The following is a 20,197-nucleotide window of genomic DNA, read 5'->3' on the forward strand; positions in this document are numbered from 1 at the left end:
TTCGTTGGAACAGCAGGCAAAGGAGGTTGGCCATGGGTTTGTTCAAGCTGATTGCCGCGGCCGCCGCGGGAATCGTCGGCTATCGTGTGGTCACGGGCAACAAGGGCAAGGGGCGCCCGGGGCAGGCCGCGTTCGCACCGGGCCAGACCGACAGTGAGAATTTCGCCCAGGTGCGCGACGCGGGACCCGAAGCGATGCGCGACCCGGCGCGCCGCCCTTGGAGCCGGACCGACGAGCGTTCGGACGAAAGTTTCCCCGCCAGCGACCCGCCGGGCAGCTACTGATCCCCATCCGTTGGCGGCAGGAGCATCTGCCGGAACAGCCAGATTCGCACCGCTCCGGCCAGGCCGGGAGGGGTCTCGGCCTGAATCCGTTCGGCATCGATCTGCGCCACCAATGCGTTCAGCGGCAGATCCAGCTGCGCCGCGGCCTGCCGGAGCAGGTCCCAGAACAGCGGTTCGAGGCTGATCGAGGTCTTGTGCCCGGCAATTTCGACCGAGCGTTTGACCGGCGGATGATAGGATATGTCCATGGGGCGGTTGCGATAAACGGCAGGGCCGCAAGTGCCGGGATCGTGCCCGGCACTCGGGGCCTCTCATTCAGTACATGTGCTGCCCGCCGTTGATCGACATCGTCGACCCGGTGACGAACGTGGCGTCGTCGCAGGTGAAGAATGTCACCCCGCGGGCGATTTCATGCGCATTGCCGAGACGCCCGACCGGGATCTTGGCGACGATCTTTTCCAGCACCGCCTCCGGCACGGCGGCGACCATGTCGGTGTCGATATAGCCCGGCGCGATGGCGTTGACGGTTATGCCGAATTTCGCCCCTTCCTGCGCCAGCGCCTTGGTGAAGCCATGGATGCCCGATTTGGCGGCGGCATAGTTGACCTGCCCGTATTGCCCGGCCTGGCCGTTGACGGAGCCGATGTTGACCACGCGGCCCCATCCGCGCTCGCGCATGCCGGGGAATGTCGCCTTGGCCATGTTGAAGCAGCCGCCCAGATTGATCCGGATCACTTCGTTCCAGTCTTCCCAGGTCATCTTGTGGAGCACGCCGTCCCGCGTGACCCCGGCGTTGTTCACCACGATGTCGATCGGGCCGATTTCTTCCGCCACTCTCTGGCATCCGGCCATCGTGGCCTCATGATCGCCTACATCCCATTTGTAGGCTGGAATACCGGTTCGCTCGGTAAACGCGCGGGCCTTTTCCTCGTTGCCCGCGTAGTTGGCCACTACGCTGCGTCCCTGCGCCTGAAGCGCGAGACAGATGCCTTCGCCGATGCCGCGTGTGCCGCCTGTAACGATAGCTACCTTAGTCATTTTAGGCACTCCCCTCTTCGTTTTGCGAACAGAGGGAGAGTAGCAAAGCCTTATGGCGCAGCAAGCGCGCAATGGCCGGATGGGATAGCTTTTTTGCGCAAGTTGGCCCGATCGGTAATCAGACGGGGATCAGAAGCGGAACTGCGTGCCGAGATAGACGGCCTGGCTGTCCTGCGTGCCATCGGTCAGCGGGCCGAGGCGATCGCGTTCCTGCGAATAGCGCACGCCCGCGGTCACATCGAGATTGCGGGTCAGGCGGTAGCTGCCGCCCACATCGAGTCGCTGCCCGGTGACGGCATCCAGCGTGCGCGGTGCGCGCCCGGCGTTGCCCTTTTCTTCCATTTCGATGTGCGCGCTGAACCGGCTCGGCTTCCCGGCCGCTTCCGATTTGCCCGGCTTGAACGTGGACAGATCGGGCATATCGAGCTTGCGCAGTTCGACCGGCGGCAGAAGCGGCTGGGCGAAGCTGCGATAATCGCGTGCCATGCCGAGATCGTAGCGGGCCGGGGTGATCAGCATCATGCTGCCGAGGCCGGGCTTGCCCTGAACCGCGTTGATCGCCGAACGGACGGAAATGGCGCGGGCCACCCTGTCATCGATGCGGACGGCGACGGTGACCGAACGGCCCGGCCGGTTGGCGGCCCCTGCCGGCGTGAAACGCATCATCCGCGCGGCGGCGGCATCGTTGCCGCGTTCGGCAATCAGCTTGGCAAGGCGGGGATCGACCGAAGCGGGAGTGAACGAGGCGAAGCTGCCGCTGGCGATCACGCTGACGGCCGAACCCGCCTTGGGGGCGCCGCCGAGAGCGAGACCGGTGTTCGGAGCCGCCAGGGCAATGCCGAGAGCCGCACACACCACGGCTGCGGAAATTCCGCCCCGTAGTCTGATTTTGCGTGCCCTGTTCATAATCCCTTGACGTCTTTCTCTTGCGCCTCTTCCAAAGGGCGCACTCCCCGGTGAACCGTTGCGCAGGCCGCCGACTCGGCAAATCCCATGCGTGGAAACGGTTCCTGAAGTTTCACAATAGAGTATTTTGCACGCAATTCCACCCTCGCGACGCCCTGATGCGTGCCTTTTTGCGAACTGTTGCAAGCGGCACACAGAATGGCGGGGCGCGCATCGGGCCGGTTGCGGTGGCCGGGCCGGTTTGCGGCCCGCCGATCCTGCAGCCCGCCGATTTTGCAGGCCGGACGCGCGGTGGGGCCTTGCCGCCGCACGCCTGTGGTTTATAGAGGCAACCCATGACAGGCTGAAGCCCTTTCGCGGCTCCAGCCTCACCCTATTCGGAACGGGAACACGGTCTTGAATATTGCCAGCAGCACCTCCAGCACCCATTTCGCCCGCCGCGCGGGCCAGGCCCTGCTCGTTGCGGCCGCGCTCGCCAGCCTCGCGGCGTGCGGCAAGAAGGAACGCCCCCGGGCCGATATCGCTGCGGCGCAGGTCAACACGATCGGCGTCAACGCCTATCTGTGGAAGGCCAGCCTGGAAACGCTGTCCTTCATGCCTCTGCTCCAGACCGACAGCAACGGCGGTGTGATCGTGACCGACTGGTACGCCAACCCGCGCAACCCGGCGGAGCGGATGAAGATTTCCGTCACCATTCTCGACCAGCAACTGCGTGCCGACGCGCTGCGCGTGGCGGCCAGCCGCCAGGTGGCCGTGGGCGGCGGAACGTGGGTGGAAGCCCCGGTGGAAGCCGCCACGATCCAGAAACTGGAAGACATCATCCTGACCAAGGCGCGTGAACTGCGGCGGTCGGCCATCGCGGGCTGACCGCGCGGACATAAGGATCCATGAGCGAAAACCGTTTTGACCCGTCGCAGGCCGACGGGCGTTGGCAGCATGCCTGGGAAGCAGCGCAAAGCTTCAAGGCCGACAGCAACAGCCCCAAGCCGAAGAGCTACGTGCTCGAGATGTTCCCCTATCCTTCGGGGCGCATCCATATCGGCCACGTGCGCAATTACACCATGGGCGACGTGCTGGCCCGCTACAAGCGGATGCGCGGCTACGAAGTGCTGCACCCGATGGGCTGGGACGCGTTCGGCATGCCGGCGGAAAACGCCGCCATGGAAAAGGGCGTGCATCCCGGCGGCTGGACGCGCGAAAACATCGCCAACATGAAAGCGCAGTTGAAGCGACTCGGCTTCGCGCTCGACTGGAGCCGCGAAATCGCGACGTGCGAGCCCGACTATTACGGGCAGGAACAGGCGCTGTTCCTCGATCTCTATGCCGCCGGGCTGGTCTATCGCAAGGAAAGCGCGGTCAACTGGGACCCGGTCGACCAGACGGTGCTGGCCAACGAACAGGTGATCGACGGGCGCGGCTGGCGTTCGGGCGCGCTGGTCGAAAAGCGCAAGCTCAGCCAGTGGTTCCTCAAGATCACCGATTTCGCGCAGGACCTGCTCGACGGGCTGGGCAACCTCGAAAACTGGCCGGACAAGGTCAAGCTGATGCAGGAAAACTGGATCGGCAAGAGCCAGGGGCTGCAGTTCCGTTTCACGCTCTCGAACGGCGAGCCGCTGGAAGTCTATACCACGCGGCCCGACACGATTTTCGGCGCGAGCTTCGTGGCGGTCGCGGCCGATCATCCGATCGCGCAGGGCGTGGCGGCCGGCAATCCGGCGGCGGCGGACTTCATCGCGCTGTGCAAGCAGGGCGGGACCACCGCGGCGGAACTGGAAACGGCGGACAAGCTGGGCTTCGACACCGGGATCATCGCGAAACACCCGTTCACCGGGGTCGATCTGCCGCTCTACATCGCCAATTTCGTGCTGATGGATTACGGCACCGGCGCGATCATGGCCGTGCCCGGGCATGACCAGCGCGATTTCGATTTCGCCACCAAGTACGGCCTGCCGATCCTGCGGGTGGTGGCCGAAAGCGCCGCCGAAGCGGACAAGCCTTTCGCGGGCGAAGCCGAAGCGGGCGACGGGGTGATCGTCAATTCCGGCTTCATCGACGGGATGAGCGTGGCCCAGGCCAAGGCCGCGATCATCGGCCGCGCCGAAAGCGAAGGCTGGGGCCAGGGCAAGACGGTGTGGCGCTTGCGCGACTGGGGCGTTTCGCGCCAGCGCTATTGGGGCACGCCGATCCCGTTCATCCATTGCGGCGCCTGCGGCATCGTGCCGGTGCCCAAGGACCAACTGCCGGTCGTCCTGCCCGAGGATGTCGATTTCGCGACTCCGGGCAACCCGCTGCTGCGCCATCCCACGTGGAAGCATGTCGATTGCCCGACCTGCGGCGGCAAGGCGGAACGGGAAACCGACACGCTCGACACGTTCGTCGACAGTTCGTGGTATTTCCTGCGCTTCGCCAGCCAGCCGGCGGACCGTCCGTTCGATCCGGAAGAACTGGCCAAGTGGCTGCCGGTGGAACAGTATATCGGCGGGATCGAACACGCGATCCTGCACTTGCTGTACGCCCGGTTCTGGACCCGCGCATTGCAGCATATCGGCAAGATCGGCTTTGCCGAGCCGTTCGCCAGCTTGTTCACGCAAGGGATGGTCACGCACGAAACCTATTCGCGGGTCGATGCGCAGAACGGCCAGCCGGTCTATTTCAGCCCGGCGGAAGTCGATCGCGGTGGCGATGGCGCGGTGCTGGTGGCCGATGGCGCGCCGGTGGAAATCGGCCGCGTGATCAAGATGTCCAAGTCGAAGAAGAACGTCGTCGACCCGGATGAGATCGTGGCCCGCTACGGCGCCGATGCGGTGCGCTGGTTCATGCTGTCGGACAGCCCGCCGGAGCGCGACCTGCCGTGGTCCGAAGCCGGAATCGAAGGTTGCGCCCGGTTCGTCCAGCGCCTGTGGCGGCTGTTCGGCCTCTATGACACGGCCGCCAGCGGCGAGGATAAGGCGCTCGACCGCAAGACGCACCAGACAGTGGCGGCGGTGGCCGAGGATATCGAGGCGCTGTCGTTCAACAAGGCGGTGGCGCGGATTTACGAACTGGCTTCGGCCATCGACAAGGCCGCCCCTTCGGCCAGCCGTTCGGCGGCGATCCGCACGATCCTGCTGCTCGCTTCGCCGATGATGCCGCATCTGGCGGAAGAAGCCTGGGCGCAGGCCGGGCACGCGGGGCTGGTGGCCGATGCCGCATGGCCCGAAGTCGATCCCGCGCTGCTGGTGGAAGACGAAGTGACTATCGCGGTGCAGGTCAAAGGCAAGCTGCGCGATACGCTGACCGTGGCCAAGGGCCTGCCGCAGCCGGAGCTGGAGGCGCTTGCGCTCGCATCCGAGAAAGTGCAGCGTAGCCTCGATGGAGCCCAAGTGCGCAAGGTGATCGTGGTGCCTGATCGACTGGTCAATATCGTCGCATGACGCGGGGCGCCGCCTTGCTCATGGTTCTGGGCTGTGCCGCGCTGTCGGCCTGCGGCCTGCAACCGATGTATGCGGGCGGCGGCCAAGGCGCGATTGCGCGCGGTCTGGCGAGTATCGAAGTCGCCCCGATCGAAGGCCGCGCGGGCTGGCTGATGCGCAATGCCTTGCGCGACAAGCTGGCCCCCGGCGGTGCCAACGCGGGCGGTGCGCGCTATGTCCTCAATGTCAGGCTGGATGAACAGCTGACCGGCCTTGGCCTGCTGCGCGACGATACGATCAGCCGCGAAAGCTTCGTCCTGCGCGCCCGCTATCAACTCGTCGATACGGCGACAGGGCAGACCGTGCTCGACAGCACTTCGGGCTCCGACGCGGGAATCGATGTGGTCAGTTCCGAATACGCGGTGATCGCGGCGGAGCAGACGGCGCGCGAAAACCTCGTCGGCGAAGTGGCCGACCGGATCGTGACCAATGTCGCCCTGCGGATGAAAGCGCTCGAACAGGCCGCCCCGTGAAGGCGACTCAGCGCGATTTTGCCGCCACCGCGCCCAAGGCGGTGCGGCAATGCGGCGTGTTCTTCTTCTGCGGGCAGGATGAAGCCGGGGCATCGGCGGCGGCGAGCAAGATCGCGGCGATGCTCGACGATCCGGGTGAACGGGTCGAACTGCCGGGCGCGGAACTGCGCCGCGATCCGGTGCGGCTGGGGGATGAGGCGCGCTCCACCTCGCTGTTCGGCGGCAACCGCCATATCCTGATTCGCGCGGCGGGCGACGAAGCGCATGATGCGCTGAAAATCCTGCTCGAAACCAAGGATGCGGGCGATGGCGCGGCCTGCCCGGTGCTGGTGGTGGCCAGTTCGGCCACGGACAAATCGCGCACGGCCAAGCTGCTGGAAGGGCGCGATGATTGCCTGGTGGCGATGTTCTACCCCCCTGATCTTGCCTCCGTCACCGCTTCGGTGCGGCAGATGGCCGATGCGGCGGGGGTGCGGCTGGGCGGCGATCTGGCCGAACGCATCGCCCGCGCCGCCGGGCTGGATGTGCGGCTGGCGCAATCGGAAGTGACCAAGTTGGCGCTCTATCTCGATGCCAGCGCGCAGGCGCCGCGCACCGCCGATGCCGAAGCGCTCGACGCCATCGGCGCGAAGACCGAGGAAGACGGCTTCACGCCGCTGGTCAACGCGGTGCTTTCGGGCGAGACCGGGCGACTGCCGGGCGAATTGAAGCGGATGCGCGATCTTTCGCTCAATCCGGTGGGGCTGCTGCTGGCGTTCGAACGGCGCACGGCCCAGCTGGCCGCGTTGGCGGCGAAACTGGGGCCGGGCGGCGATGTGGCCGCGCTGCTGGAAAGCGAAACCCGCGCCCGGCGGATTTTCTTCCGCGACAAACGCGATTTGGCGGTGCAGCTGCGCCGCTGGCAGGGGCGGCGGCTGGAACGGTTGGTGCAGCGGCTGATGGCGCTGCATCGCGCGCTCCTGTCCAACAACCAGGCGGCCGAAGTGCTGCTGGCGCAGGAACTGGCCGAAATCGCCCGCGCCGCCGCCGCCGACAAACGCTGAAGCGGGCCTGGCGGGGTGAGGCGGGGACCGGGCAGGCCCCGCCCCCATTTACCGGGCGAACAGGCGGACGGTGCCCGCATCGAAATACCCCGCGCCCACGGCGATCCGGATCGCGGCGATTCCGCCGGAAACACGCCATGCGGCATTGGCGTTGGTGATCGCCTGCCCCGGCGCGGACAGGATATTGCCGACCGAAACCAGAATCATGCCGCTTTCGCCGGTGAACAGCGGCACCTGCACCGCCCCGTGCCATGACGCGGTGGAGGGAGCGGAGGTGCCCAGCGCGGTGGGCGCGGCGAAAGTGCTGCCATCCGCCGACAGCGCGATCGACAGATTGGTATTGGCGGTGTGGTCGTGGCTGAGCCCTTCGATGGCCAGCAGCAGATCGCTGTAGCCCGCCGCAGGGGCGGTGAGATCGATGGCGGATACACCGCCGGGGCTGACGGTATCCACCAGCATCCACCCCGCCGAACCGCCGCCCCCGCCGCCCGTGGCGGAGAGGGCGCCGCCCGCAAGGCTGAGCCCGCTGCCCAGCGCCAGCCAGTCCACCGCGTTTGCGCCGGTGTTCCAGAACGGAATGCGCGCGCCATCGGGCACGGGCAGGTTCGCCCCGGCGAGCAGGCCAAACGGGGGCTTCCCGGTGATCGCATCCCATTCGGGCGGCGGCAGCCGCGCCGGATCGATCGTGCCGCTGGCAATGCGCGAAGCGGGCAGCGCGGGGATGCGGGCGGGCGCGATTTCCCCCGCTTCGCTGCCGCAGGACGTGGCCGGACGCCACAACCCATCGGCCGCGTCATAACGCAGGGCGAGTTCGTCCCCCGCGTGGCGCAGTTCGATGGGGCCGCTCAGTGCGAGCCCCGCATCGCCGGGGGACAGGCGCAGGATTGCGTCACCCTCGCCCGTGCCACCGCCATGCCGCAGGCGCACGATCTGCCCTTCGGCATGCCCATGCGCCTGCCCGAAAGCGAGAGCGACCGTGCCCGCCCCGTCCGGCGTGATCGTCTGGACGGGATTGACCGGCTCCAGCGTCAGCGTGGCGCCGGGCATGGCGCTGTGTTCGTCCCCGCCCTGCGCCGTTCCGCCCGGCAGAGGCGTGAACCGGGCGGCGGGCGCAATGAACGGCGCATCGGCCAGCGCCGTGGCGCGGACATAGCGCATGGCGGTACAGACCCCCGCCGAAAGGCGGACGGTGGCCGGATCGATCCGCCCGCCGAGCGCGAAGACGGCGTTCCACTCCGCATTCCCCAGCGCGCCGGGCCAGCGGTGCGCGGAAACGACGTGGACGGCGATCTGCGCCGGGGCGGGGGCCGCGCTGCTGGCCGGGCCGGTCAGCGTCACCGCGTCGGCGCCGTCCGCTTCTGCCAGCCACGCGGTCAGCGTGAGCGCGATCTGCCGTGGCCCCACTTCCCCCGCAAGGCCGAGGATAAGCGGCGCATCGATCGTGGTCAGATCGCCCTCCACCCATGATCCGATGCGGCATTGGCCAATGCGCTCGGCGGTGCAGCGTTCCAGCCGGGTGAACGCGCCCGTACCGGCAACGGACAGCCGCGCGGCATCGGCGAACAGGCAGTGGGCGAATGTGTGGCCTGACCCTGCGGTGATCGCAACCGCTTCCGCCGCCGGGCCGAAGCGGCAATGGCCGGCGTGCAACTGGCCATGAGCGCTTTCGTGGCGCAGCGCCGCCCCACCGGCGATGTGGAAATGGCAGCGTTCCAGCCGCTGGGTGAGCGGCCCGGCGGGATCGGCGCGGTAGAGATCGCCGCGAAACCCGGCGATCTCCACTCCGATCAGTGTGACCTGCGCCTGCGCCTGCGCCGCGCCGTCCAGCCACAGGCCGTGATCGGTGGGATCGTAAGCGTCTTCTCCCGGTTCGGCCGGGGCGATTTCGCGCCCACCCAGCAGGTGAATGCTGTCAATCACCAGTGTGCCCGGCACTGCGCCGCGCACCCGGATGCCCCCGCCCCGCCACAGCGCATCGGGGCCGGTCGATTGCGCCGTCGCTTTCACCGGCTGGCCGCCCGCGCCCATCGGGCCGCCATCATGGGCGCGGAAATGGAGATGGCTGTCGCCGCAGGCGGAGCGCAGGACCAGCGATGCGGTGATCACCAGCGGATGCCCGTCCAGCGCGGCGGTGGCGTCGGCCGGGCTGGTCCGCTGCGGCGCGCGGATGCTGTAATGGCGCTGTTCCAGCCGCACTTCGCCGATGGCCATCGCGGCGGCATAGTCCAGCGCGGCCTGCAAGGCGGGCCGGTCATCCCACGTATGGTCCAGCGCGGGGTCGCCGCACGCGCCGCATTGTTCGGCGCTGATCGCGCCGCCTTGCGGCAGCAGGCGGAAAATGCGCCCATCCGCCGCCGCGAAAGCGCAGGCCGGATGCGCGGCGAGCAAGGCCGCGTCGCACGCCGCATCGTGGGCATAGAGCGCCGCGCCCTTGCCGGCCGCGTGATGGCCGCTGGTGTGGAGATGCAGCACGCCGGGTGGGATCGCGGCGCCTGCCAGCGCGGCGAACGGGCCGGTGCGCCACGGGGCGAGCGCCTGCACGGCAAGGCCGCGCGCGGTGAGATCGAGCGCGCTCATTGCGCGATCCGATAGTGCAGGGTGCCCGCCGTGACCGCGATGGCGAGGTAAAGCCCCGCCCCGGCTTCGCTTTCGGCCCACACGGCCTCGCAGGCGTTGGCGGTGAAGCGCGCCCAGGCCGCGCCCCCGGCGGTGACCGGCAGGCGCGGCTCATCCGGCCCGGCGGCGCGTTCGAGCTGCACCGTGCCCGTCCATTCGCCCCAGAGGGCAAGAATCACCGGCGCGGCGGATCGGGGCGTGAACGGCCCGGCCAGCAGCGCGCCCGTGGCGCTGCCCGTCAGCGGCGCGGCGCCGGGGCCTGTCGGGACATCGTTCATGATTTGTACCGGCAATGGGGCGGTTGGCGCGACCAGCGCCAGATCGCCGCTCTGCCCGGCATAGCCGAGAGCGAAAGCGGGGGCGAACCCGGCGGGGACCGAAATCGGATAGGGAGGGGACATGATCGGATCCTTGCGTTGCGGCGAAAGACCCGAATCCAGCTACACATGCCGGGGGATGTAGGAAAATGGTTTTTGCAGCGCGCCTGGATCGGACGCACGTGCTGTTTGCGGCGGCGATGCAGGGGCGTTGTGGCGGCCCTTCGCCGGGCGTGTCAGTTAATCAACTGTATCTCTTGGCAAAAAACGGGTGCGATTTGCCCCGTTTTGGGCGTTCGTTCACCGGGCGACGGAGAACGAGCCACTGACCCGCCCGTTGTTCGCCCCGCCGCCGGCCCCGCCCTTGCCGTCCACCGTCGACACGCCGGAATTGAGATCGATCACCATCCGCTGCCCGTTCAGGGTGTCGGTCCCCCGCCGCAGCGCGACATTGCCGACCAGCGTGATCGTGCGGTTGTTGAAATCGTAGATCCCGACATTGCCCCGCGCCGTTTCGGCCCCGCGCGCGACATTGACTCCGCCGGTGGCGGTGATCCGCTGGATCTGCAGCGATCCGGCATTGCTGTATTCGACCATCGTCCGCGCCGCTTTCAGCCGCAGGTCCGCCTGCGTGATATCGACATTGCCCGACAGGACGACGCGATCCTGCCGGTCCTGCAATTCGATCCGGTCGGCGGCGTAATTGACCGGCGCTTTCGAATTGTGCCCTTTGAACGCCTGTGCATAGAGTTGCATCCCGCCCATTGCCGTCAGCGTGAGGACGAACCCGGCCGTGGCATAACGGAGGGAAGTCAGTGCGTGGCGCGTCAGCTTCATTGCGGCATCCTCAACTTGCCCGGAATCATTTGCAGGCGCGCATTGCCGTAAAGCGCAACGGTGCGTTCGCCAAGATCGGCCGAAATATGATCGGCACTGAACGTGCCGGATGGAATGGTTCCCTCGACTTTGCCCTGGCCCGTCAGCTTGCGGGTGCCGAGATCGATCGCGACATCGCGCGCGATCATGCGATAGCCGTCCGAAGCGGTAAAGCTGACCGGGCCATCGACGTTGACCACGTCGCTGCGGATATCGTAGCGGCCGTTGCCCGCCGAAATGACGCCGGGCCCCTCCGCCAGGAGGATGCGCGCCTTGAGATCTTCCATGCGCACCACGCCTTCGGCCGAACTGCGCTGCACCGCATGGCCCGCGGTCAGCGAGAACGGCCGCCCGCGATTGTCGATGCCGCGGTACATGGCATTGTCCACCCGCAACCGGTCGCGGATCATCGCCACTTCGTTCCGGTCGAGCAGGAAGCTGATATCGCCGCGCGGGGTGAACGGCAGCAACACCATCAGCGCCACTAGCACGCCGATCACGGCGGGCAGCACCTTGGTCAGCAGCGCCACCAGGCGATCGTGCGAGCCGCCGGGGGCGGCCCTTTCACGCCTGCTGTTGCGGATGCTGTCGGCCTGTGTGCTCATCGGCGGCGGGCTGCGCTGGTCACTCGTGACTGAAGATATCGTGTTCCGGCCAACCGGCCAGATCGAGCAGGGCGCGGGCCGGAAGGAAATCGTAGCATGCCTGTGCAATCGCCAGGCGCCCTTCGCGTTCCAGCCGCTGGACGAACACGGTGTGAAGCTGGTGGAGATAGCGCACGTCGGACGCGGCATATTCGCGCTGCGCCTCGGTCAGTTCGGGGGCGCCCCAGTCGCTCGATTGCTGCTGCTTGGAAATGTCCTTGCCCAGCAGTTCGCTGACGATGTTCTTCAGCCCGTGGCGGTCGGTATAAGTCCGGGTCAGCTTGCTGGCGATCTTGGTGCAGAAGACGGGGGCGGCCATCACTCCCAGATAGTGCTGGATCGCCGCCAGATCAAATCGGGCGAAATGATAGAGCTTGATCCGTGCCGGATCGGCCAGCACCGCCTTGAGATTGGGCGCGTCATACGTGCTGTTGACGCCGAAGCGGACGAGATGCTCGTCGCCCTGCCCGTCGCTGATCTGGACCACGCACAACCGGTCGCGCGGGGTGATCAGACCCATGGTTTCGGTATCGACAGCAACCGGGCCCGGCGCAAGCACGCCTGCGGGCAGGTCTTCTTCATGAAAATAGACAGCCATTCGCGTTCCCTAGAGCGATTGCCGGCCGAATGGAAACACCCGGCGACCGGCCGATCACGGCAAAACAACATGCCCGGGGCATCATGGGTGGTGCACGCAGGGGCCTGATCGCTCTAGGCTTATCTGTGCACGAGCGAAAGCCCCGGCTGGCATGGATGCGCACAAGCGATTACGCAGAGGGGATGAGCGATGCAGTCCCCCCCAGTTGGCAAGCCGTGTTGCACCCTGTTCTGACCACGCCCGAAGCGCGCCGTCTGGGCGGCTGGCTGAAAGCGGAAGAGGACGCAGGGAAACAGGTGTTCCCGCCCCGGGGCCAACGTCTGCGGGCGCTGGAGCTGACTCCGCTCGACAGCGTGAAAGTGGTGATTCTGGGGCAGGACCCTTACCACGGGCCGGGGCAGGCTCACGGGCTGAGCTTTTCCGTGCCGCAGGGGGTGAGGCAGCCGCCCTCGCTGGTCAACATCTTCAAGGAATTGCAGAGCGATCTGGGCATCGCGCCGCCCGCCCACGGCAATCTGGAAGCCTGGGCGCAGCAGGGCGTGCTGCTGCTCAACAATTCGCTGACAGTGGAATCGGGGCAAGCCGCATCGCACGCCGGGCGCGGCTGGGATGCGATCACCGATGCGGTGGTGGCGGCGGTGGCCGCGCGGGAAGAACCGACGGTGTTCATCCTCTGGGGCAGCCATGCGCAGGCCAAGGCCGCGCGTATTTCCGAACTGCGGGAAGGCAGCCGCCATCTGATCCTGCGTTCGCCCCATCCCAGCCCGCTGTCGTCGCACCGCGGGTTCTTCGGCTCCCGCCCGTTCAGCAAGGCGAACGCTTTCCTCGAAGAACACGGCCGGGGGGCGATCGACTGGCGGCTGTGATCCGCCGCCGGAACGATCAGCGCGGCTTCGCCCGGCGGAAGCGTATCTGCCCGCGTTCCCTGACGAGCGTGAGCGTTTCTCCTGCGATCACCCCAAAAGTCCCCGTCAGGTCGACCCGCCCGAGATCGTTGGGCACGAGATGGAAATGCAGCGCCGTGGCGCCAGGCGCAATCGGATAAGGCGGCGATTCGATGGCGTGGATCGGCTCGCGCAGTGTGATGGCTTGCGGCGCGGTGCAGGTTTCGGATGCAAAATCCCACCCATACACCTGAGTGTAGCCGTCGATCCGGGTGCCATCGGCGCAAGTGATTGTGAAATCGATCCCGGCGAGGCCGCGCCCGTTCGGCAGCGTGACCAGGAGATAGGGGGGCGGTTCCGTGCCGCTCGCGGCGATGGCCGGGGCCGGGGTGAACCGGGGCGGCACCGGTTTCGGTTCGGTGATCAGAGTGATCGCCCCGTCCCGTTCTTCCCAGCGCCCTTGCGATTCCTCGTCCAGCGCCCCGACGGACAGGGCATAGGCATAGCTGCCATCCTCTCGCAGCAGGAGTTCGGCCGCCATTTCATGCCCTTCGTTCCCGGTGTAAAGGCCCGCCGCCCCCGCTGCCAGCGCGGGAAAGGGCAGGAGAGCGAGAAGGCAGGGCAAGAGATGGCGCAAGGTTCGCTTCATGATCCGAACCTGCCCGCTTTCGTGGCATGCTGCCAGCCCGGATCGCGGGCTTTCCGCGCTCCGAATGCAAACAGGGCGGCCATAAGGCCGCCCTGCGAAAGGTTCGTATTGGCGCGAAGCCAGCGGGATCAGCGCGGCAGTTCGCTCACGCCCATCAGCGCTTCGTCCACCGCGCGGGCGCACTGGCGGCCTTCGCGGATTGCCCAGACGACAAGGCTCTGGCCCCGGCGCATGTCGCCGCAGGCATAGACCATATCTTCGCTGGTCTTGTAATCGGCCACATTGGCATCGACATTGCCGCGATCGGTGAGCGCGACGCCCGACTGATCGATCATGCCGTGCTTGCGCGGTCCGACGAAGCCCATGGCCAGCAGGATGAGATCGGCCTTCAGCGTGAATTCGCTGCCCGGCACTTCTTCCATCCGGCCGTTGTTCCACTCGACGCGGACGCATTCGAGCGCGGTCACTTCGTTTTCGCCGATCACGCGCTTGGTCAGCACGGCCCAGTCGCGGTCCACGCCTTCGTCATGGCTGGACGAGGTGCGCAGCTTGAGCGGCCAATCGGGCCAGGTCAGCGCCTTGTTTTCCTTGATCGGCGGCTTGGGCATGATTTCCAGCTGCACGACGCTGGCCGCGCCCTGGCGGTTGGAGGTGCCGACGCAGTCGCTGCCGGTGTCGCCGCCGCCGATGACAACGACATGCTTGCCGGTGGCGAGCAGCGAACCATCGGGAGCCGCAGTCTTTTCATCGTCGCCCGCGTTGCGCTTGTTCTGCTGCGTCAGGAAATCCATCGCGAAATGGACGCCCGGCAGGTCCGCGCCGGGGATTTGCAGCCCGCGCGGATCTTCCGCGCCGCCGGCCAGAACCACCGCGTCGAAGTTTTCCTTCAGCGACTTGAACGACACGTCCACGCCGACTTCGGTCGAAGTGCGCACGGTGACGCCTTCGGCCTCCATCTGCTTCTTGCGGCGGTCGATCAGATGCTTTTCCATCTTGAAATCGGGGATGCCGTAGCGCAGCAGCCCGCCGATCCGGTCGTTCTTCTCGAACAGAGTGACCGAATGGCCCGCGCGTGCAAGCTGCTGGGCGCAGGCCATGCCCGCCGGGCCCGAACCGATCACCGCCACCGACTTGCCGGTGCGCCTGGCCGGAACCTGCGGCTCGATCCAACCTTCCTTCCATCCGCGATCGACGATCGCGCATTCGATCGATTTGATCGTGACCGGCGAATCGATGATGTTCAGCGTGCACGCCGCCTCGCACGGGGCGGGGCAGATGCGGCCGGTGAATTCCGGGAAGTTGTTGGTCGAATGCAGAGTTTCCAGCGCATCGCGCCAGTCGCCCTCGTATGTCAGGTGGTTCCAGTCCGGGATCATGTTGTTCACCGGACAGCCGTTATGACAGTACGGAATGCCGCAGTTCATGCAGCGGGCGGCCTGCGTGCGCAGTTCGCCCTCTGCCAGAGGAACGACGAATTCCTTGTAGTTCCGCACCCGTTCCTTGGGATCGAGGTAGCCACGGTCGTGCCGTTCGTACTCGAGAAAACCGGTTTCCTTGCCCATGTCTTTGAACCTGATCCTTATTCCGCGGCCACGCTGGCGGCTTCGTTGCGCTCGGCTTCGAGCTGCTTGAGCGCGCTCCGATAATCGCGCGGCATGACTTTCACGAACTTCGCCAGCGCGTTGTCCCAATTGTCGAGCAGAGCGGCGGCCCGGGCGGAGCCGGTGTGCAGTTTGTGCCGTTCGATCAGGATCTTGAGCCGTTCGGCATCGTGATACAGCGGATCGCCGATGCCGTAATCCTCGATGCTGGAGGGCCGCTGCTGCGGGCGGCCGAGGCCTTCCGCTTCGCTCGGTTGCGGGGCGATCCGTTCGAGATCGACCTGGGCGAGATTGCACAGCTTTTCGAACTGGCCGTCCTCGTCATAGACATAGGCGACCCCGCCCGACATGCCCGCCGCGAAATTGCGGCCGGTCTTGCCCAGCACCACCACGACCCCGCCGGTCATGTATTCGCAGCCGTGATCGCCGGTGCCTTCGACCACCGCGATAGCGCCCGAGTTGCGGACGGCGAAACGTTCGCCCGCCACGCCGTTGAAGTAGGCTTCCCCGGCAATCGCGCCATAAAGCACGGTGTTGCCGACGATGATGTTCTCGGTCGGATCGCGGTCCAGCCCGGCGGGCTGGCGCACGATCACGCGGCCGCCCGACAGGCCCTTGCCGACATAGTCGTTGGCATCGCCGACGAGATCGAGCGTCACCCCATGGGCCAGCCACGCGCCGAAGCTCTGCCCGGCCACGCCGGTCAGATTGATGCGCAGCTGTTCGGGCTTGAGCCCGGCATGGCCGTGCACTTCGGCGATCCGGCCCGACAGCATCGCGCCGACGGTACGGTTGACGTTGCGGATCGGGCGATCGATCACCAGCGTTTCGCCCTTTTCGATGGCGCCGCGCGCCGCTTCGATCAGTTCGACGTCCAGCGCCTTGTCGAGCCCGTGATCCTGCGAGCTGGTGTGGCGGAGCGATTTGTCCGCTTCCACCGGCACCTGATAGAGCAGGCGGGACAGGTCCACGCCCTGCGCCTTCCAGTGCGCGATCGCCTTGTTCATGTCGAGCCGGTCGACCCGGCCCACCATTTCCGCGACCGTGCGGAAGCCCATTTCGGCCATGATCTGGCGCAGTTCTTCGGCCACGAAGAAGAAGTAGTTGATGACGTGTTCCGGCGCGCCGGTGAACCGCTTGCGCAGTTCGGGGTTCTGCGTCGCCACACCCACCGGGCAGGTGTTGAGATGGCACTTGCGCATCATGATGCAGCCCGCCGCGATCAACGGCGCGGTGGCGAAGCCGAATTCGTCAGCCCCCAGCAGCGCGCCGATGGCGACGTCACGGCCGGTGCGCAGCCCGCCGTCGACCTGCACCGCGATGCGGCTGCGCAGATCGTTGAGCAGCAGGGTCTGCTGGGTCTCGGCCAAGCCGATTTCCCACGGCGAACCGGCATGGGTGAGGCTGGTCAGCGGCGAAGCGCCGGTGCCGCCTTCGTAACCGGAAATGGTAACATGGTCCGCGCGCGCCTTGGACACGCCCGCCGCCACAGTGCCGACGCCGACTTCGGACACCAGCTTGACCGAAACGCGCGCCGCGGGCTGCACGTTCTTGAGATCGTGAATCAACTGGGCGAGATCTTCGATCGAGTAGATGTCGTGGTGCGGCGGCGGCGAGATCAGGCCGACACCCGGGGTCGAGTGGCGGGTCTTGCCGATGGTCTTGTCGACCTTGTCGCCGGGCAATTGCCCGCCTTCGCCGGGCTTCGCGCCCTGCGCCATCTTGATCTGGATATCGTCGGAATTGACGAGATATTCCGTGGTCACGCCGAAGCGGCCCGAAGCGACCTGCTTGATCGCCGAACGCATCGTGTCGCCATTCGGAAGCGGCTTGAAGCGCTTGGGATCTTCGCCGCCTTCGCCGGTGTTCGACTTGCCGCCGATCCGGTTCATGGCGACTGCCAGCGTGGTGTGCGCTTCCCAGCTGATCGAGCCGTAGCTCATCGCGCCGGTGGCGAAACGCTTGACGATTTCGCTGGCCGGTTCGACTTCGGAAATGTCGAGCGGCTTGTCCGCCTTCTTGAGCTGCATCAGCCCGCGAATGGTCAGCAGGTGTTCCGACTGCTCGTTGATCGACCTGGCAAACTCTTCGTAGTTCTTCCAGTCGTTGCCGCGCACGGCATGCTGGAGATTGGCGATGTTCGCCGGGGTCCAGGCATGGTCTTCACCGCGGATGCGGTACTGATACATGCCGCCGACATCGAGCATCTTGCGATAGATCGGGTTGTCGCCATAGGCGGCGGCGTGGCGGAGGACGGTTTCTTCCGCCACTTCGGCAAGGCCGATGCCTTCGATCGTCGTCGCCGTGCCGGTGAAGTACTGATCGACGAACGCACTGTTGAGGCCGACCGCGTCGAAAATCTGCGCGCCGCAATAGGACTGGTAGGTCGAAATGCCCATTTTGGACATGACCTTCAGAATGCCCTTGCCGATGGCCTTGATGTAGTTCTGCTGGACCTTCTCAGCCGACAGGCCGAGTTCCTTCTCGACGCGGATCTGCTCCAGCGATTCGAACGCGACATAGGGGTTGATCGCTTCCGCGCCATAACCGGCCAGAGCGCAGAAGTGATGCACTTCGCGCGCTTCGCCGGTCTCCACCACGAGGCCGGTCTGCATGCGCAGACCCTGGCGGACGAGGTGATGATGGACGGCGGCCGTCGCCAGCAGGGCGGGCATCGGGATGCGCTCGGGTCCCTGTGCGCGATCCGACAGGATCAGGATGTTCTTGTCGGCCAGCACCGCTTCGGTGGCGGCGGTGCACAGGTCCTTGATCGCGCCGGCAAGGCCCGCGGCACCCGTGCGGGCATCCCAGGTCATGTCCAGCGTGCCGGTGCGGAACGCCTTGTCGAGCATTTCCTCGGCGGAGCGGATCTTGGCCACGTTCTCGTCGGTCAGGATCGGCTGCATCACTTCGAGCCGCTTGTGCGTGCCCGCGTCGCGGCCGAGCAGATTCGGGCGCGGGCCGATCATCGACAGCAGGCTCATCACCAGTTCTTCGCGGATCGGATCGATCGGCGGATTGGTGACCTGCGCGAAATTCTGCTTGAAGTAGTCGTACAGCAGGCGCGGACGGGCCGAAAGCACGGCAATCGGCGTGTCGGTGCCCATCGAGCCGATCGGATCGTCGCCGTTGCGCGCCATCGGTTCGAGGAACTTGGTGATATCTTCCTGCGTGTAGCCGAATGTCTGCTGGCGATCGAGCAGCGTGGTCGTTTCCACCGGCAGATAGGCGGTCTGCGTTTCCGCCATGTCGAGGTCTTCGAGCTTATACTGCGCCTGTTCGAGCCACTTGGCGTAAGGCTCGGCATTGGCGAGTTCGGCCTTGACCTCTTCATCCTCGATGATGCGGCCCTGGGCGAGATCGATCAGCAGCATGCGGCCCGGCTGGAGGCGCCACTTGCGGATGATGTCCTCTTCCTTGAACGGCAGCACGCCGCTTTCCGAAGCCATGCACACGATATCGCCCTTGGTCACGCAGAAGCGCGCCGGACGCAGACCGTTGCGGTCGAGCGTGGCGGCGATCTGGCGGCCATCGGTGAACGCCACGGCGGCGGGGCCGTCCCACGGCTCCATCAATGCGGCGTGATATTCGTAGAACGCCTTACGAGCCGGGTCCATCAGCGGGTTCTTGGCCCAGGCTTCCGGGATCAGCATCATCATCGCATGGGCGAGGCTGTAACCGCCCGCCAGCAGCAGTTCGAGCGCGTTGTCGAGGCACGCGGTGTCCGACTGGCCATGCGGGATGATAGGCCACAGCTTGTCGAGATCGGGGCCGAGCAGTTCGCTTTCCAGCGTGCGGCGGCGGGCGTTCATCCAGTTGACGTTGCCGCGCACGGTGTTGATTTCGCCGTTATGGGCGATGAAGCGGAACGGCTGCGCCAGCTTCCAGCTCGGGAAAGTGTTGGTCGAGAAGCGCTGGTGCACCAGCCCGATCGCGGTGGTGCAATCGGGATTGGTCAGGTCGTTGTAGAAGGTTTCGACCTGATGGGCGAGCAGCAGGCCCTTGTACACCACGGTGCGGCTGGAAAAGCTCGGCATGTAGAGCTGAGCGATTTCCGGCATCGCGTGCTTTTCGGCCAGTTCGGCCAGCGGGTTCTGCAACTGCTTGCGGATAGTGATAAGCTTGCGCTCGAACGCATCCTGATCGGCGCAGTTGGGCCCGCGCGCGATGAACGCCTGGCGGATCATCGGCATCGAGGCGAGCACCGCCTTGCCGAGGCCGTCGAGCGTGGTCGGCACGTCGCGCCAGCCGATCAGCTGCTGGCCTTCCTTGGCGATGTACTTTTCGAACTGTTCGACGACGAAGCTGCGCGCCTTTTCGTTCTGCGGCAGGAAGCACATGGCGACCGCATATTCGCCGGCGGCGGGCAGAGTCAGCCCTTCGCTTTCGGCCCACTTGCGATAAAGCAGATCGGGAATTTGCAGCAGGATGCCCGCGCCGTCACCCAGCAGCGGGTCAGCGCCCACCGCGCCGCGGTGGTCGATATTGGCCAGGATTTCCAGCGCCTGGGTTACGATCGCGTGCGATTTTTCCCCTTTAATATGAGCGACAAAGCCCACACCGCAGGAGTCATGTTCGTTGCGCGGATCGTAAAGCCCTTGGGGCACCGGGTAACCCATCAAAGTTCTCATCCTGTCATAGGCCGGGCGCTGCATCCCCTGCAGCAGCTGATGGCAAAAAATACGCACGAATCACCGCGCCGCGAGGCAGCGAGGGAGTGCGACGGTTCCCCATGGCGACAGGAGCGCGGTTTTGCAACCGCGAAGGCAATTTTTCACGTGTTTTTTAGCAGGCGCGGAACAACGATTTGCGGTGC

At 66.1% G+C, this 20,197-nt stretch carries 17 protein-coding genes; 6 read left to right on the plus strand and 11 right to left on the minus strand.

Annotated elements, in window-relative coordinates:
• The first annotated feature begins 32 nt into the window (after positions 1-32).
• Positions 33-284 carry a hypothetical protein gene (locus K5X80_RS03025; RefSeq protein ID WP_222559384.1) on the plus strand — a complete coding sequence of 84 codons (252 nt, stop codon included), beginning with the start codon at positions 33-35 and terminating at the stop codon, positions 282-284.
• Here the strand turns inward: K5X80_RS03025 and K5X80_RS03030 are convergent.
• The 3 genes from K5X80_RS03030 to K5X80_RS03040 form a co-directional block, all read right to left on the minus strand.
• On the minus strand, positions 278-532 hold the full coding sequence (locus K5X80_RS03030) for a ribbon-helix-helix domain-containing protein (protein ID WP_222559385.1): 255 nt from the start codon (positions 530-532) through the stop codon (positions 278-280). The genes K5X80_RS03025 and K5X80_RS03030 overlap by 7 nt on opposite strands.
• Before the next feature lie 67 nt (positions 533-599).
• Entirely contained in the window at positions 600-1,322 is a 723-nt protein-coding gene (gene phbB / locus K5X80_RS03035) for an acetoacetyl-CoA reductase (RefSeq protein WP_222559386.1), read from the minus strand.
• Between the two features lie 129 nt (positions 1,323-1,451).
• Entirely contained in the window at positions 1,452-2,228 is a 777-nt protein-coding gene (locus K5X80_RS03040; RefSeq protein WP_222559387.1) for a hypothetical protein, read from the minus strand.
• 453 nt (positions 2,229-2,681) lie between these two features.
• Between K5X80_RS03040 and K5X80_RS03045 the strand changes: the two genes are divergently transcribed.
• The 4 genes from K5X80_RS03045 to holA are packed head-to-tail and all read left to right on the plus strand — an operon-like array spanning position 2,682 to position 7,196.
• Complete coding sequence (locus tag K5X80_RS03045) at positions 2,682-3,095, plus strand: DUF3576 domain-containing protein (RefSeq protein WP_283249266.1); 414 nt, start codon at positions 2,682-2,684, stop codon at positions 3,093-3,095.
• Positions 3,096-3,115: 20 nt separating this feature from the next.
• The gene (gene leuS, locus K5X80_RS03050; RefSeq protein WP_222559388.1) at positions 3,116-5,641 is read left to right on the plus strand and encodes a leucine--tRNA ligase; all 2,526 of its coding nucleotides are present in this window, start codon (positions 3,116-3,118) and stop codon (positions 5,639-5,641) included.
• Positions 5,638-6,153: an LPS assembly lipoprotein LptE gene (lptE, locus tag K5X80_RS03055; protein WP_222559389.1), complete on the plus strand. Its 516-nt coding sequence runs from the start codon at positions 5,638-5,640 to the stop codon at positions 6,151-6,153. The genes leuS and lptE overlap by 4 nt, the downstream gene beginning before the upstream one ends.
• Positions 6,150-7,196, plus strand: coding sequence for a DNA polymerase III subunit delta (gene holA / locus K5X80_RS03060; protein ID WP_222559390.1), 1,047 nt, complete (start codon positions 6,150-6,152; stop codon positions 7,194-7,196). The genes lptE and holA overlap by 4 nt, the downstream gene beginning before the upstream one ends.
• Positions 7,197-7,244: 48 nt before the next feature.
• On the opposite strand, the gene K5X80_RS03065 is transcribed toward holA, so the two are convergent.
• The 5 genes from K5X80_RS03065 to K5X80_RS03085 all read right to left on the minus strand — a co-directional run bounded on the left by K5X80_RS03065 (position 7,245) and on the right by K5X80_RS03085 (position 12,247).
• A complete protein-coding gene (locus K5X80_RS03065) occupies positions 7,245-9,773 on the minus strand; it encodes a hypothetical protein (RefSeq protein ID WP_222559391.1) in 2,529 nt (842 codons plus the stop codon).
• Positions 9,770-10,213 carry a hypothetical protein gene (locus K5X80_RS03070; protein ID WP_222559392.1) on the minus strand — a complete coding sequence of 148 codons (444 nt, stop codon included), beginning with the start codon at positions 10,211-10,213 and terminating at the stop codon, positions 9,770-9,772. Before K5X80_RS03070 ends, K5X80_RS03065 begins: the two co-directional genes overlap by 4 nt.
• Before the next feature lie 216 nt (positions 10,214-10,429).
• Positions 10,430-10,966, minus strand: coding sequence for an LptA/OstA family protein (locus K5X80_RS03075; RefSeq protein WP_222559393.1), 537 nt, complete (start codon positions 10,964-10,966; stop codon positions 10,430-10,432).
• Positions 10,963-11,610, minus strand: a complete 648-nt coding sequence (locus K5X80_RS03080; RefSeq protein ID WP_222559394.1) for a hypothetical protein — start codon at positions 11,608-11,610, stop codon at positions 10,963-10,965. Before K5X80_RS03080 ends, K5X80_RS03075 begins: the two co-directional genes overlap by 4 nt.
• 19 nt (positions 11,611-11,629) lie before the next feature.
• On the minus strand, positions 11,630-12,247 hold the full coding sequence (locus tag K5X80_RS03085; protein WP_222559395.1) for a ribonuclease D: 618 nt from the start codon (positions 12,245-12,247) through the stop codon (positions 11,630-11,632).
• 182 nt (positions 12,248-12,429) lie between these two features.
• On the opposite strand from K5X80_RS03085, the gene K5X80_RS03090 reads away from it, so the two are divergent.
• Positions 12,430-13,113, plus strand: a complete 684-nt coding sequence (locus K5X80_RS03090; protein ID WP_222559396.1) for a uracil-DNA glycosylase — start codon at positions 12,430-12,432, stop codon at positions 13,111-13,113.
• 16 nt (positions 13,114-13,129) lie between these two features.
• On the opposite strand, the gene K5X80_RS03095 is transcribed toward K5X80_RS03090, so the two are convergent.
• The 3 genes from K5X80_RS03095 to gltB all read right to left on the minus strand — a co-directional run bounded on the left by K5X80_RS03095 (position 13,130) and on the right by gltB (position 20,000).
• Positions 13,130-13,780, minus strand: coding sequence for a hypothetical protein (locus K5X80_RS03095; RefSeq protein WP_222559397.1), 651 nt, complete (start codon positions 13,778-13,780; stop codon positions 13,130-13,132).
• A 128-nt stretch (positions 13,781-13,908) separates the two neighbouring features.
• Positions 13,909-15,342, minus strand: a complete 1,434-nt coding sequence (locus K5X80_RS03100) for a glutamate synthase subunit beta (protein WP_222559398.1) — start codon at positions 15,340-15,342, stop codon at positions 13,909-13,911.
• Between the two features lie 17 nt (positions 15,343-15,359).
• Complete coding sequence (gltB, locus tag K5X80_RS03105; RefSeq protein WP_283249214.1) at positions 15,360-20,000, minus strand: glutamate synthase large subunit; 4,641 nt, start codon at positions 19,998-20,000, stop codon at positions 15,360-15,362.
• Positions 20,001-20,197 lie beyond the last annotated feature (197 nt).

The organism is Caenibius sp. WL, from assembly GCF_019803445.1.
GTDB lineage: Bacteria > Pseudomonadota > Alphaproteobacteria > Sphingomonadales > Sphingomonadaceae > Caenibius.